Annotated in this window: 18 protein-coding genes; 15 read left to right on the top strand and 3 right to left on the bottom strand. The window is 36.8% G+C overall.

What is annotated here, in order from left to right:
• The first annotated feature begins 19 nt into the window (after window positions 1-19).
• The 5 genes from V7121_RS13240 to lysA all read left to right on the top strand — a co-directional run bounded on the left by V7121_RS13240 (window position 20) and on the right by lysA (window position 4,615).
• Window positions 20-640: a stage V sporulation protein AA gene (locus tag V7121_RS13240; RefSeq protein ID WP_335496106.1), complete on the top strand. Its 621-nt coding sequence runs from the start codon at window positions 20-22 to the stop codon at window positions 638-640.
• Window positions 633-1,052 carry a stage V sporulation protein AB gene (locus tag V7121_RS13245; RefSeq protein ID WP_335546783.1) on the top strand — a complete coding sequence of 140 codons (420 nt, stop codon included), beginning with the start codon at window positions 633-635 and terminating at the stop codon, window positions 1,050-1,052. Before V7121_RS13240 ends, V7121_RS13245 begins: the two co-directional genes overlap by 8 nt.
• Before the next feature lie 48 nt (window positions 1,053-1,100).
• Entirely contained in the window at window positions 1,101-1,676 is a 576-nt protein-coding gene (locus tag V7121_RS13250) for a stage V sporulation protein AE (RefSeq protein WP_335496101.1), read from the top strand.
• Entirely contained in the window at window positions 1,663-3,153 is a 1,491-nt protein-coding gene (locus tag V7121_RS13255; protein ID WP_335546785.1) for a spore germination protein, read from the top strand. The genes V7121_RS13250 and V7121_RS13255 overlap by 14 nt, the downstream gene beginning before the upstream one ends.
• 157 nt (window positions 3,154-3,310) lie before the next feature.
• On the top strand, window positions 3,311-4,615 hold the full coding sequence (lysA, locus tag V7121_RS13260) for a diaminopimelate decarboxylase (RefSeq protein ID WP_335496099.1): 1,305 nt from the start codon (window positions 3,311-3,313) through the stop codon (window positions 4,613-4,615).
• Window positions 4,616-4,652: 37 nt separating this feature from the next.
• On the opposite strand, the gene V7121_RS13265 is transcribed toward lysA, so the two are convergent.
• Window positions 4,653-5,516, bottom strand: coding sequence for a DUF1002 domain-containing protein (locus tag V7121_RS13265; RefSeq protein WP_335496097.1), 864 nt, complete (start codon window positions 5,514-5,516; stop codon window positions 4,653-4,655).
• Window positions 5,517-6,006: 490 nt separating this feature from the next.
• Between V7121_RS13265 and V7121_RS13270 the strand changes: the two genes are divergently transcribed.
• A complete protein-coding gene (locus V7121_RS13270; protein WP_335500704.1) occupies window positions 6,007-6,357 on the top strand; it encodes a GNAT family N-acetyltransferase in 351 nt (116 codons plus the stop codon).
• Between the two features lie 31 nt (window positions 6,358-6,388).
• On the opposite strand, the gene V7121_RS13275 is transcribed toward V7121_RS13270, so the two are convergent.
• Complete coding sequence (locus V7121_RS13275) at window positions 6,389-6,910, bottom strand: DUF309 domain-containing protein (RefSeq protein WP_335546787.1); 522 nt, start codon at window positions 6,908-6,910, stop codon at window positions 6,389-6,391.
• 169 nt (window positions 6,911-7,079) lie between these two features.
• Window positions 7,080-7,169, bottom strand: a complete 90-nt coding sequence (locus tag V7121_RS13280; RefSeq protein WP_066363308.1) for a YjcZ family sporulation protein — start codon at window positions 7,167-7,169, stop codon at window positions 7,080-7,082.
• Between the two features lie 209 nt (window positions 7,170-7,378).
• Here V7121_RS13280 and V7121_RS13285 point away from each other — a divergent pair, with 209 nt between their 5' ends.
• The 9 genes from V7121_RS13285 to rluB all read left to right on the top strand — a co-directional run bounded on the left by V7121_RS13285 (window position 7,379) and on the right by rluB (window position 14,237).
• Window positions 7,379-8,155 (top strand): segregation/condensation protein A, encoded by a 777-nt coding sequence (locus V7121_RS13285; RefSeq protein ID WP_335546789.1) that lies wholly within the window; start codon window positions 7,379-7,381, stop codon window positions 8,153-8,155.
• Window positions 8,142-8,729 carry an SMC-Scp complex subunit ScpB gene (scpB, locus tag V7121_RS13290; protein ID WP_335500701.1) on the top strand — a complete coding sequence of 196 codons (588 nt, stop codon included), beginning with the start codon at window positions 8,142-8,144 and terminating at the stop codon, window positions 8,727-8,729. Before V7121_RS13285 ends, scpB begins: the two co-directional genes overlap by 14 nt.
• A 120-nt stretch (window positions 8,730-8,849) precedes the next feature.
• Window positions 8,850-9,269: a hypothetical protein gene (locus tag V7121_RS13295; RefSeq protein WP_335500700.1), complete on the top strand. Its 420-nt coding sequence runs from the start codon at window positions 8,850-8,852 to the stop codon at window positions 9,267-9,269.
• A 34-nt stretch (window positions 9,270-9,303) separates the two neighbouring features.
• Window positions 9,304-9,792 carry a YpuI family protein gene (locus V7121_RS13300; protein ID WP_335500699.1) on the top strand — a complete coding sequence of 163 codons (489 nt, stop codon included), beginning with the start codon at window positions 9,304-9,306 and terminating at the stop codon, window positions 9,790-9,792.
• 178 nt (window positions 9,793-9,970) lie between these two features.
• The gene (locus V7121_RS13305) at window positions 9,971-10,861 is read left to right on the top strand and encodes a superoxide dismutase (RefSeq protein ID WP_335546791.1); all 891 of its coding nucleotides are present in this window, start codon (window positions 9,971-9,973) and stop codon (window positions 10,859-10,861) included.
• A gap of 157 nt (window positions 10,862-11,018) precedes the next feature.
• A complete protein-coding gene (locus V7121_RS13310) occupies window positions 11,019-12,164 on the top strand; it encodes a D-alanyl-D-alanine carboxypeptidase family protein (protein ID WP_335500696.1) in 1,146 nt (381 codons plus the stop codon).
• Entirely contained in the window at window positions 12,157-12,744 is a 588-nt protein-coding gene (locus tag V7121_RS13315) for a nucleoside recognition domain-containing protein (RefSeq protein WP_335500694.1), read from the top strand. Before V7121_RS13310 ends, V7121_RS13315 begins: the two co-directional genes overlap by 8 nt.
• Before the next feature lie 6 nt (window positions 12,745-12,750).
• Window positions 12,751-13,287, top strand: a complete 537-nt coding sequence (locus tag V7121_RS13320) for a spore maturation protein (RefSeq protein ID WP_335500692.1) — start codon at window positions 12,751-12,753, stop codon at window positions 13,285-13,287.
• A gap of 212 nt (window positions 13,288-13,499) precedes the next feature.
• Window positions 13,500-14,237 carry a 23S rRNA pseudouridine(2605) synthase RluB gene (gene rluB, locus V7121_RS13325; RefSeq protein ID WP_335546793.1) on the top strand — a complete coding sequence of 246 codons (738 nt, stop codon included), beginning with the start codon at window positions 13,500-13,502 and terminating at the stop codon, window positions 14,235-14,237.
• Window positions 14,238-14,305: the final 68 nt, after the last annotated feature.

A 14,305-nucleotide genomic window follows, 5' to 3' on the forward strand; every position in this document is an offset into this window, starting at 1 on the left:
TGTGTGGGATGTGAATGTTTTGGAAGAGACAATATATATCCGGATGAGAAATCGTGTTCAAGCTCCGCCGGAAGAAAAGGTATTGTTAAAGGATATTGCCCAAGTCATTGCCCGAGATGATGTTCTTTCACATTTGCAAACTATGATGATTCATCAATTAACAGCTTCGGACCGGAATATCGTCATCATTGATGTCATGAAAGTGATTCGCTTAATAAAAAGTCAATTAGGTGATATGGATATTCAAACGATTGGACCAGCCCAAACTATTATTGAAGTCACGATTAAGAAAAAAGGAGTTTCCGTTCCTTTTTTCCTTTTAATTTGGTTTCTCTTATTTTTCGGATCAGCTATGGCCATTATGAATTTTCATGATGATGTGAGCATGAGAAGTGTACAAGAAAAGATTTATACAATCATTACGGGAAAAAAAGAAACAAAACCATTATTGTTTCAAATACCCTATTCCATTGGATTAGGAATGGGAATGATTCTTTTTTTTAATCATGTTTTTAAGAAACGTATTAATGAAGAACCCAGTCCACTAGAGGTTGAAATGTTTAATTATCAAATGGATTTAGATAATTACGTGATTATCCATGAAAATAAGGAAAGTGTGAAAAGAATAAGTGATGATTAAGATTATTATCATCCTTTTTTTTGGTCTAGCAAGTGGATTGGCAGTAGGTTCTGGGTTTGTGGCATTTCTTACCGTATTAGGGATTATCCCGAGGCTAACTCAGCTGAGCAAAACAATGAAAATGATTCAACACTATGAATGGGCTGTAGTTTTAGGGGCACTTGCAGGGGTAGGAGCAAGTCTAAGAGACCCTATTTTACATATTCCTTCGTTTCCTTTAATTCTTTTAGGAATGACAGGTGGGATCTTCTATGGCATGTTAGCTGCAGCCCTCACGGAGGTATTAAATGTTCTTCCAATTCTTGCAAAAAGAATCCGATTGGATGGAGAAATTGCCATATTAATCATGGCCATTGTTTTAGGGAAAATCTTTGGTTCCATCTTTCAATGGGTTTATTTTGTTCATCATTAAAGCTTTTGAAAATAATCTTGCATTTGTGAATAGAAAGGACATCACAGAATGAGCATTCGGAGGCGTGTTATTTTAATTACTGACGGTGATGAATATGCAAAGCGGGCTGTGGAGCACGTTGCAACGGAAATTGGCGGCAGGTGTATTTCACGTTCCCAAGGAAATCCGTCTACATTAACCGGCGAGAAAATAGTCCAGTTAATAAAGGAAACTCCTCATGATCCAGTTTTAGTGATGTTTGATGATAGTGGCATAGTTGGAGAGGGTGCAGGAGAGAATGCATTAAAGTATGTAGCCGGGCACGAAGAAATTGAGGTTCTCGGGATTATTGCCGTTGCAGCAAAATCCAGACATGAAGAATGGTCGAGGGTGGATGTAAGTATTGACCGTGATGGAAATTTAACGCCATATGGTGTGGACAAGTTTGGAATACCAGAGCTTGAAATTGGGAGAATAAATGGTGATACAGTATACTGCCTTGATGAACTAGAGGTACCTATCATCGTAGGAATTGGCGATATTGGCAAAATGGCTAGACGTGACTCCTACAAGCATGGTTCACCGATTACAAAAAAAGCAGTGGAGCTTATACTTGAAAGGAGTGGCTTTCATGTCAAGAAGTAATGAACAAAAGTGGCCAATCCCCGAATCAGTAAATGAAATTGAAAATTATATGAAACAACGGGTTGGTCTGGGAAAAAGCTTTGATTTTGGTGTCAGGAAATTAAAGGTACTTAAAAAAGACGTTCATATCTATTTTGTTAATGGCTTATGTGATTCCCGCTTCGTAATTGAATTAATCGAAGAATTAGTTGAAATCAATGACCACGAAAAAATATCAACAAATTTCTTTAAGGTAATTGAAAATAGGCTAATTAATCAATCGGTTGAACAAGCTGACACACTTGATTACATTGTTGATAAGGTTTTGTCTGGATTAGTGGCTGTAGTAATGGAAGGAGAAAATACAGCTTTTGTAGTTGATGTTAGAAGCTATCCAGGCAGACAGCCGATGGAACCTGATACAGAAAAGGTGGTTAGGGGTTCCCGTGATGGATTTGTTGAAAATATTATTTTGAATACAGCCTTAACAAGGCGGAGAATTAGAGATGAACGCCTTCGCTTTGAAATGCTAAAGGTAGGTGAAAGATCAAAAACCGATGTAGCTTTAGGTTATTTGGAAGATGTCGCAGATCCAAATATGATCAACGTAATCCGCAATGAAATTCAAGCGATTAAAACAGATGGAATTCCAATGGCCGATAAAACCATTGAAGAATTCATTCTCAAACAGGGGTGGAATCCATTCCCGCTCGTTCGATACACGGAGCGTGCCGATATAGCTGCCACGCATCTTCTTGAAGGACATGTGATTATTTATGTCGACACTTCCCCTAGTGTCATCATCGCTCCAACCACATATTTTCATCATGTACAGCATGCAGAAGAATTTCGTGAATCTCCTGCAATGGGAACATTTTTGCGGTGGACCCGCTTTTTAGGCGTACTAACTTCTATTTTACTGCTCCCATTATGGATGTTATTTGTATTAGAACCGTCCTTATTACCTGAGAGATTTTCGTTTATTGGACCGAATGAAACAACCAATATCCCGATTATTGTTCAGATATTTTTAGCTGATTTTGGGATTGAGTTTTTAAGATTGGCCGCAATACATACACCCACTCCACTTTCTACTGCAATGGGGTTAATTGCAGCAGTATTAATTGGACAGATAGCTATTAGCGTTGGCTTGTTTGTGCCTGAGGTGATTTTGTATGTTGCTGTTGCAGGTATCGGATCATTTACTACTCCTAGCTATGAATTGAGCGTAGCAAACAAAATTGGCCGATTAACACTGTTAATACTAGTATCACTATTTCATTTACCCGGTTTTGTTATTGGGTCGACAATTTTCTTTCTTTTCCTTGTTAGAATTAGTGCTCTTAATACACCTTATTTATGGCCATTCCTTCCTTTTGAACCAAAAGGGTTTTTACAAATTATTGTGCGTCGAGCGATTCCAGGTTCAATTCTAAGACCAAGTATTGTTCATCCTAGAAACAGCTACCGTCAGCCACCAAAAGCAAACGAGAAATAATTGCACTTTTCTAACAGGTGTGCTAAAGTATTTTTAATTAAATAAAGGGATAAAGCGTGAAAATAGGCAGTATCTTTTGGAGATTCTGTCTATTTATTATTATCTTTTATGATTGTCTTCATAAACTATAGTGAGTGTTTGGGAGAGAGGGAAGGAAATGAATTTTTACGGGACAACAGGGGTAAACAAGAACGGTAATTTAGAGATTGGCGGGGTAGATGCTGTTGAGTTGACGAAGGAATTTGGCACTCCCCTTTATGTATATGATGTGGCGTTAATGCGTGAGCGGGCGCGGTCCTTTAAAAGGACATTTGAAGAACAAAATATTAAGGCTCAAGTGGCCTATGCCAGTAAAGCATTTTCAACGATTGCAATGATTCAACTGGCTGAAGAAGAGGGGTTATCCCTTGATGTAGTATCGGGCGGTGAATTATATACTGCTTTAGTTGCAGGATTCCCAGTCGAGAAAATTCATTTTCACGGTAATAATAAAAGCAGAGAAGAATTAGAAATGGCTCTGGAACATGAAATTGGCTGCGTTGTTGTTGATAATTTTTCAGAATTGGCACTTTTAAAATCAGTTGCGCTCGAGAAAAATGCACATGTTAATATCTTGCTTCGGGTAACTCCAGGTATTGAAGCACATACCCATGATTATATATTAACAGGGCAGGAAGATTCGAAATTTGGGTTTGATCTTCAAAATGGACAGGCGGAAAATGCTTTAAAAATGGCGCTTGAATTTGACAACTTCGAGGTACTTGGACTCCATTGTCATATTGGTTCGCAAATCTTTGAAACAACTGGATTTTTATTAGCTGCAAAAAAGATTGTTGAAAAAATGGAGGATTGGAAAAACCAGCATTCCTTTGAAGCAAAAGTTTTAAATCTTGGCGGTGGCTTTGGAATCCGTTATACAAAAGAAGATGAGCCATTACAACCATCCCAATATGTTAGTGAAATTATTCGGGAGGTAAAAAAGTTAACTGAGATACACGCTCTTAGAATGCCTGAAATTTGGATTGAGCCAGGCCGCTCGCTTGTTGGAGATGCCGGGATTACTCTTTATAAAGTTGGATCATCGAAAGAAGTCCCAGGTGTAAGGAAGTACTTAGCCGTTGATGGTGGAATGAGCGATAATATTCGACCTGCTTTGTATCAGGCCAAATATGAAGCAGTGCTTGCTAATAAGCCATTAACGCAAGCGAAAGAAACTGTATCTATTGCTGGGAAATGCTGCGAATCAGGGGATATGCTAATATGGGATTTACCCCTGCCTGAAGCAGGTGGAGAAGATATCCTTGCTGTATTTTGTACGGGAGCCTATGGTTATTCCATGGCAAATAATTATAATCGTATTCCACGTCCAGCTGTCGTTTTTGTTGAAAATGGGACCGCGACCCTTGTTGTGAAAAGAGAAACATATAAGGATTTAATCCAATATGACTTACCTTTAAAATAAAAAAACCTGCCGCAGAAATTTTCTGCAGCAGGTTTTTTTATGAAAATATTGATTTAATTGTATCAATGAGCCAGATAAAGAATTGTTTAATTTTATCTAAAAAGCCTTGTCCTTCGTCCGATTCAAGAAATTTTGAAATCTGGTCCTTCGCTTTATTTAACTGATCGCCAACCTGGTTCCAATCAATGTTTAAATCTTTGAGCTTATTAAAAAAGTCCATTAATCGCTTCATTTCATCATCGGTCAGTTTAACATTTAATTCACGTGAAGCTTGTTCAATAATGTCACGTAATTCTTGATCATTTTTTGGTTTATTCTTAGCAATTTCTTCTTTAACTTTAGCAATTAATGCAGCCGCATTCTTTTCACCAATTGAATCACCTAGTTTCGCTGTTTCGACCATTTCTTGGTTTGCAGCCTGCTTCACTTCTTCTGGTATGGTTTTATCTGCAGAGATCTCGTAGGCTTTTATAATCCCAGTCAAGGCAGCTGTTCCAGAAACAGTAATTGGAGCAGTAATATAAATTTTTGCATCCTTTACGCCTGCAGTAATCAGGGCATTGACATACATTTCATCTGTAACCCAATTGATATTCTTGGTTTCAACAGTGATTCCTGTGCCTTTGGGTTGAATCGTTATCGCAGATGATGAGATAGCTTTTGTACCGATTAGTGCTTTTGATACATATTTTCCTAAATATTGGTGTTCCTCTGCATTTGAAACGGTAACAATTTGAACATCTTCAGGGGCACCCATTTCTGATAGTAGTACCTTGCGCTGAACTTCAGTTAAATTTTCACCCAGCGTAACAATCATGTCACCTTCAGCAACATCTGCAAATGTGCGAACTGGACTGAAAATTAGAAAGATTAACATTAAATAAATTAGAATTTTTTTCATAGTTTCCTCCTCGGACTTCTACTCTTAGTCAGTAAATGTAGACTTTTTTATTAATATAACCGAATCCATTAATAATAACGTAAATATCAGGCTTGAAGTTTCATAGAAAGTAAATTTTACTAGAAAAATGCAAAAAATGTAAGGGGAATAGCTTATTTTTGTAATTTAGTGTAGAATTAAGCAGAACGCATCTTCAAAATGATTTTGGAGGAAATTTTTTAATGAAGAAAAGCAACTGGATGCTATTTAGTCTGCTAATTGGTGGCTCACTTATATGGGGAGTTATTTATTGGATCTTTATTGGACCTAAACACTAATTATTATTTTCCATTGATGATTGCCGATATATTATGTATCATGGTGTTTAATGAAACATAATAACTTACACTACATATAATGAATAATGTTTAATATTGATTTACTTGGTAAAAATATACTATTGTTAAACCAGCTTGTTAATCGGTTTATTTAATATAATGAGGGATTCTAAATGTTAATTCGTTATAAGAAAACTTTCGAAAAAATTGCCATGGGCCTATTATCTTTTATGCCTACCGAAAAAGACTTAAAAAAACTTCAACAGACAATGAAGGATTATGAAACAGAGGATCAACTGCTGTTATTCCTTTGGAAAGAGGAAGATATCATCGGATTGTTAGGTGTCTTGAACCAAAATGATACAAATTCTTTACAAATCTTGCATATCTCCGTTAATCCCTCGCATCGGTTTCAGGGTATCGGTAAAAAAATGGTTAAAGCACTTAAAGAAATGTATCCAGAAAAAGAAATTACTGCTAATGAAAATACAGCGGCTTTTATTGAAAAATGTGATTTTTGTTAAATTTATATTTAAAAAGGCAGTGAATACTAAATTATTCGCTGCCTTTTCGTGTCTTTAATAATTGCTTTCTATCCTCAATAATGGTGGTTCTATCTCGCAATTTATGACGGTCGATAAGGAATGGGTCGGTAAGATCACTTTCACTTTTCCATATAAATCCTTTAAGTTCGCAAGCTTTTTTCGCCATTTCTATTAAAACGAGGTCAGAGAGGGGCAAAGAAAAGCTTTGATATGTTTTCCCTTTTTGTATTGCGGTTACACGTTCATTTAATAAGTGGTGTAGTTCCACTTTATTTACGCCTAGTTTAGTTAAAGAATCTCCCTGTTTTTTGAAAATTTGGCGGGCTTTTATTAACGTTCGCTGTGCACCGTTGAAATTATTTCGACGATGATGATAAGCAGACACAGACATTAAGATAAAACCAACCCAGATCGATTCTTTATTTTTTGGATCTGTTTTCTTCCAAAAGTCTTCAAGAAGTTCGTGGCACTCAAAATAATCACGGTCTCCATGGAAATGGGCTAAAAATTGGATATATTCGCTTGGGTACATGAAACTCCCCCCTTCCTATTTTTTTATGTATAGTTTATCACAGTACGATTGTCCATTGATAAATTTTGATTATAAAAATACCCGTCATGAATGACGGGTATAGTAGTTCTAATTTTTTGGTTGCAAATGGAACTGAAGCTGCAGCAGTTCCCTAAGCTTCCTTAGTTAATTAATAAACCCAGGAAGCACCAACGATAATTAATAAGATAAACAGAACTACGATTAATGCAAAACCGGATCCAAATCCATGTTCAGACATATTCACTACCTCCTAAATAATGTTTTGTTCTTTTCCTTGTCATCATATGTTGGATATTTGTCCATTGTTATGGGCAATCATCCTGATTTGAGAATATTCATTTGCCAAGATGATTTTTCTATTGGATAACCTTGTTTAATCCTCTATACTAATAATAGTCGAAGTGAATAATTCACGAATTTATTTTTAAAGAATTTTGGTGAAATACAATGCCATATGAAGTTAAAATTGATGCATTTGAGGGTCCTTTAGATTTGCTGCTCCATTTAATTAATGGGTTAGAAATTGATATCTATGATATACCAGTGGCCCAAATAACCGAGCAATATTTAATGTATATAAAGACAATGAATGAGCTTAAATTGGACGTTGCTAGTGAGTTTTTGGTAATGGCTGCAACTTTGCTCGTAATCAAGAGTAAGATGCTCTTACCCAAACATGAGGAAATCCAGGACTTAGAGGATCCCGAAATGATCTTCGAGGAAGATCCAAGGGACGAACTAGTCGAGCGTTTGATTGAATATCGAAAGTATAAAGAAGCTGCCCAAGACTTAAAATCCATGGAGGTGGAGCGGGGGCTGATGTACACAAAGCCGCCAAGTGATCTTTCGGAGTTTGCAAAAGAGAAACAGCCTGAAAAAACAGACATGAATGTTTCTTTATATGATATGTTAGCGGCATTTCAAAAATTATTACGTCGAAAAAAGCTTCAACGTCCGATGACAACGAAGGTAACGCGTCAGGAAATATCGATTGAAACAAGAATGACAGAAATAATGGGTGAGCTAAACCAGGTTAACGGTCGGACAAACTTTAATGATTTATTTCCGTATCCCACGAAAGACCATATTGTGGTTACCTTTTTAGCAGTCTTGGAGTTAATTAAAAGAAAAGAGATTGACGCCGAGCAACAAGAAAATTTTGGAGATATTTATGTTAAAGCCGTAACCGTAAAGGAAGGGGCAGAAATGATTGGACATCATTAATTGGAACAGTATCCTAGAAAGCCTATTGTTTGCTGCTGGGGATGAAGGACTTTCACTAAAGCAAGTTGCAGAGGTATTAGAGGTTAATGAACTAAAAGCATATGAAATCATTGAGGATTTGAAAAAAGACTATGACAGCGACAACAAGCGGGGAATCATGATGGTTCAGCTAGCAGGTACCTATCAGCTTGCGACAAAGAAAGAAAATGCTTCTTATCTAAAGAAACTGGTTGATTCCCCGCATACTTCTACATTATCACAGGCAGCCTTAGAGACCTTGGCAATTATTGCGTATAAGCAGCCAATAACTCGAGCTGAGATTGAGGAAATTCGCGGTGTGAAAACAGAAAGGCCCTTGCATACCCTAATGGCAAAAGCATTAATCAAAGAAGTTGGCCGTGCAGAAGGAACAGGGAGAGCTTATTTATATGGAACAACGAAGGAGTTTCTTGATTATTTCGGTTTAAAGAGCATTGAAGAACTTCCACAACTTCCAGAAAAAGCGGAAGATGAATTTATTCAAGAAGAGGCCGATTTATTTTTTGAGAAATTCAATGAGACGATTAATTCTTAATTTTCAAATACTGATTTCGAATTTATGTTAAAATAAATCTATGTAAATTATTCAATTCTTCTTACCAGAGTTGATTAGATTTATATGCCATATTTACATTGGCCAAGGAGTGGAATAAATTTGATAATTAAAGAGTGTAAAGGTTTTGAATTAGAAAAAGAAAAATCAAATACTTCTGAGGACTTTTTTAACAGAAGCATCGTTACCTTATATGAGGGTGGAGAAGAAAGGACACTACACGTTCTCTATGTAAGGTATTTTGATGAAGTTCGACATGAATTCACGCCATATGAACAAGACCCAGTCTTTACCCTTCAAGATCAGGAGATTTCCTTCAAAGATATTGTAGCACTTGTATGTCTCTTGAAAAATCCTGGCCTGCGGAGCCGGAAACGTCTTTATATTAATTCAAAGCAGGAATTTGCATCTTATTTTCAAGATATCAACTTTAATAAATTACCTGAAATCTTTTTGTCTCTAAAAGAAAAGAGAGAGTATGAGCTTCGTTCTCCACTAGAATTCATTTTGCAGCCACAATAAGTAAAGTTTACGAAGTAAAATTAGGGGGTTAACAATGGGGAATACATTGGTAAAAACACAATTAAATGATGTAAAGAATTTTCTAGGGAAGTCTATTTTAACTTTGGAGAACTTTTTAAATGAAGCAACCATATCCCAATTAAACTTAGAAAATGAAGAAGATCGAACTTATAATAAATTGATTTTCGCAAATTTACGAAAATTAACCGTATATAGTGAAGAGGGTCTTGATGCATGTTCCGTAATTTTGCAGGGCAGCCCATTTCAAAAAGCAGCCGCGGAAAAAACCCTTTATAAAATCTATCATCAATGTATAGAAGAGTTTTTCTCGCCTAAGAATGATGCCTGGTACGAAGATAGCAGATCAGCCTACACTGGAAGAAACTCCATTAAATTTTACCGGACGGTTTCTGACGATATTGTTCAATTGGTTAAAAGCTTGGAAGGCGAATTCCAAAGAATTAGGGAAGAACTTGAATACTATGAAACAGATTACCGGACAAAAATGATTCAATCCAAATAAAAAGTTTCAACACCTGGTTGCTGAGCAAAAACTGTTACTTAGTTGAAAGACTTAAAATCTTAATTAATATTAGAAGGCTGTCCTAATGGGCAGCTTTTTAATTTGTTCTTATTAGATTGTATAACTCATACCATGTAGGGTGATTACCTATCAAAACCAAGGTGGAATGAGGGATTGGATGGATAAGTTTAGTCAGTATGTAAACGAATTGTTTGATTGGAATGAGCAAATGAAGCAGTTTCTTCAATCAGAAAAGGAAGGGGGGAATTCCGAACTATGGGAACAGCTTGATCATTTTACAGAATTAATTGAAAGTACAAGAGGGCAGTTATCCAATGAAGAACTAATAGCTTTACAAGCAAAGGCTGAACATATTCATGAGCAAATGGAAAATTACTTTCAAAGAAAGCAAGCGAGCGGTGTCATTTTGATTGATGAAAAAGTGCTTCCTCCGGGAGGTCATACATTGCCAGATTTACCGTATCCTTACAATGCATTGGAACCATATATTTCAGAGGAAATCATGAGGCTTCATCATGATAAGCATCACAGAGGTTATGTAGATGGTTTAAATAAAGCAGAACTTAATCTTAAAAAGGCAAGGGAAACCAATGATTTTTCATTAATTAAACATTGGTCGAGAGAGCTTGCCTTTCACGGCTCTGGACATTATCTGCATTCAATATTTTGGAAAAACATGAGTCCTAATGGAGGTGGTACTCCACAAGGCTTGCTGAAAGGAGAAATAGAAAAATACTTTGGCAGCTTTGCTGCTTTTAAGAAACAATTCTCTGAGGCGGCCAAACAAGTGGAAGGAGTAGGCTGGGCAATCATGGTTTGGTCACCGCGTGCAAGACATTTGGAAGTTCTCCAATCTGAACGGCACATGCTATTGACACAGTGGGATACTATTCCGCTATTAGTCTTAGATGTTTGGGAGCATGCATATTACCTTCAGTATAAGAACAAAAGGCCAGAATATGTAGATAACTGGTGGAATATTGTTAATTGGCATGATGTAGAAATGCGCTTTGAAAAAGCTGCGGATATTAAATGGCCTAGTTATTAGTCTGTGCAGTTGGCAAAATGTCATATGCTTTCGTTTTTCTTCAGTAATCAGTCATAACAAGCCTTGTCCTGCATAAACTTGTACAAGTAAAACGAAAAAGCAGTAGTGCTTCGGCGCTCTCGAATCGATAACTTTACAAGGGGACGAGGTTAATCTAATGAGAATGATTTGGAAGCTAGTTATTTTTTCCCTCATAGTTTCAATATTCATTGCTAACATTCCTCAAAAGGTGGAAGCTTCTGTTTCCGTAAGTGCAGCAAGTGCGGTTTTGATTGAGCAGAAATCAGGGCGTATCCTTTATGAGAAGGATGCTTACACAAAAAGAAGAATCGCAAGTATTACGAAAATAATGACTGCGAAATTAGCAATTGAATCAGGGAAAATGAATGAATACGTAAAAGTAAGTGATCAAGCAACACGTGCAGAAGGATCATCAGTCTATCTAAAGCCAGGGGAAAAAATAAAGCTTAGAGACCTAGTGTATGGATTAATGCTCAGATCAGGAAATGACACGGCAGTTGCAATCGCTGAGTACGTTGGGGGAAGTGTGGAGGGATTTGCCTACTTAATGAATTTAAAGGCAAAGCAAATTGGGATGCTAAATACTCATTTTTCCAATCCGCATGGACTTGATGATCATGAAGATCACTATTCTACAGCTTATGACATGGCCGTATTAATGCGTTACGCAATGCAGGACAAGACGTTTAGAAAGATTTCTGGAACAAAGGTATATCGAGCACCCAATCCTACAGAGGAGTGGGATCGAGTTTGGAAAAATAAAAATCGCTTGCTAACAAAATATAAATATACCACCGGTGGGAAAACAGGTTATACAAAACGTGCAAAACGGACCCTGGTTACAACCGCAACAAAGGGAGATATGAGCTTAATTGCGGTTACCTTAAACGGACCGGACGACTGGAATGATCATATATCCATGTATGAAGGTGGTTTTAAAGGGTTCGATATGGCTGAAGTATTACATGCGGGAAAAATTGATGGTATTAAAAATAAGTACTATAAGAATCATTTATATGTGAAGAAAACAATTGTCTATCCTGTAACGAAGGAAGAGATGGACTTATTTTCTATTAAATATAAGTTAAATAAGAAAATCAAGAAGTTTGATGCAGATAAGAATATTAATGAAATCGTTGGTAAAGCGGCAATTTATTTGGATGGAAGAGTCGTTCAAGAAACCCCAATATATTATCAGAACGTGCATGAAAAGGAAGAAGGAATGTTGGATTATATAAAGGATGTCCTCCACGCTTTCCTTGGTGTGAAGGCTAATGGTTAATTATATCTGGGTAATTATGTTTATTATTGGTTTTGTTTTTGCCCTAATCAACGGGACTATGGCAGAAGTGAACAAAGCAATCTTTGATGGAGCGAAAGAAGCTGTGGCCCTGTGTATTGGATTAATTAGCGTCCTTGTCTTTTGGCTTGGATTGATGAGAATAGCTGAGGAGTCTGGTCTCCTCGAACGACTTTCTAAACTATTTCGACCGCTTGTAAAACTATTATTTCCTGAAGTGCCAGTCAGCCATCCAGCAATGGGATATATTTTATCGAATATGATCTCGAATATGTTTGGTTTAGGAAATGCCGCAACGCCACTTGGTATTAAGGCAATGGAGGAACTGAAAAAGTTAAATGGCGGAAAGGATTCAGCCAGCCGATCTATGGTCACCTTTTTAGCTATTAATACGGCAAGTATTACGATTATTCCAACCACTGTTATTGCGATTAGAATAAATTATCACTCTGTATCTCCTACTGAGATTGTCGTTCCAACCATTATTGCGACCGTTATCTCTGCACTCGGTGCAATCTTAATTGACCGTTATTTTTATTATCGCAGAAACAGAAAAAGGTGAAGAATCATGGAGCTAATCTCAGGTGTTTCAATAACTTTTATCCCCTTATTAATTGGATTTATATTGTTATATGGTACGATCAAGCGCGTTCCAACCTATGAGAGCTTTGTTGAAGGCGGAAAAGAAGGGATTAAAATTGCAGTAGCCATCATTCCTTTCCTTGTTGGGATGCTTGTGGCAATTTCCGTATTCCGGGCATCGGGTGCTTTAGATGCCCTTATGAATTGGATACGTCCGCTAATGAAAACAATGGGCATTCCTGCTGAAATTGTACCATTATTAATTATTCGGCCGATTTCTGGAACTGCTGCCCTTGGAATGACGAGCGATTTAATTGCGGTATATGGTCCAGATTCGTTTATTGGGCGTTTAGCATCAGTCCTGCAAGGCAGTACAGACACAACTTTTTACGTTTTAGCTGTCTATTTTGGAGCGGTGGGTATTAAAAAAATGGGGGACGCATTAAAAGTAGGTCTACTTGCAGACGTTGTCGGTATCATTGCTTCGATTCTAGTAGTTGCGTTTATTTTTGGGACAAATTAATTATTAAAGAATGCGGCATGTTCAATTTGAACATGCTATTTTATTTTTATACTAATAATACACGTCACTTTGAAAAGTGAAGAAATTGTGTCATAATTCATTAGGATAGGATACTGTTTTCGTTTTTGCATCGAAGTTTGATTGGATGTAACGAAACAATGGCAGAATGCTGCCAGCTTATCTTTTCATATAGATAAATTCGAGGTGGAATAATGGAAAGATTACAAAAGGTAATTGCTCGAGCGGGCATTGCTTCAAGAAGAAAAGCAGAGGAATTAATTAAAGAGGGACGAGTAAAGGTTAATGGGAAGGTTGTTACAGAACTTGGTTTGAAGGTATCTTCATCTGATCGGGTTGAGGTGAATGAAATTCAGATTGAGAAAGAAGAACCTGTTTATTTCCTTTTATATAAACCAAGAGGAGTTATCTCAAGCGTTAATGATGAAAAAGGTAGAAAGGTAGTTACTGATTTCTTTCCACACTTAAAGGAAAGAATTTATCCAGTTGGACGCCTTGATTATGATACTTCAGGTTTATTAGTGTTAACCAATGATGGAGAATTTGCGAACTTACTAATGCACCCTAAAAATGAAATAGATAAAGTTTATGTTGCAAAAATCAAAGGGATCCCATTAAAGGAAAATCTGAGAAAACTTGAACGGGGTATCCGATTGGAAGATGGGAAAACAGCACCTGCAAGAGTAAAATTGCTTTCAGCCGATAATAAAAAACAATCAGCTATCGTTGAAATAACTATCCATGAAGGTAGAAATCGCCAGGTAAGAAGGATGTTTGAAGCAATTGGTCATGACGTGTTGAAATTAAAGCGGGAACGTTATGGATTCTTAACATTGGGTGGATTGAGAACTGGGGATGCTCGTGAACTGAGTCCACACGAAGTAAAGCAACTAAGAGCTTTAGGTATGGGTTCTGCTAATAAAAATTCATAAAACCGTCACAATTAGTACTTCGTATTAACACTGTGACAATGTTGTAAAATGCTATAATTAGACAAACT

The sequence above is a fragment of the Neobacillus drentensis genome (assembly GCF_036962125.1).
Taxonomy (GTDB): domain Bacteria; phylum Bacillota; class Bacilli; order Bacillales; family Cytobacillaceae; genus Neobacillus; species Neobacillus drentensis_B.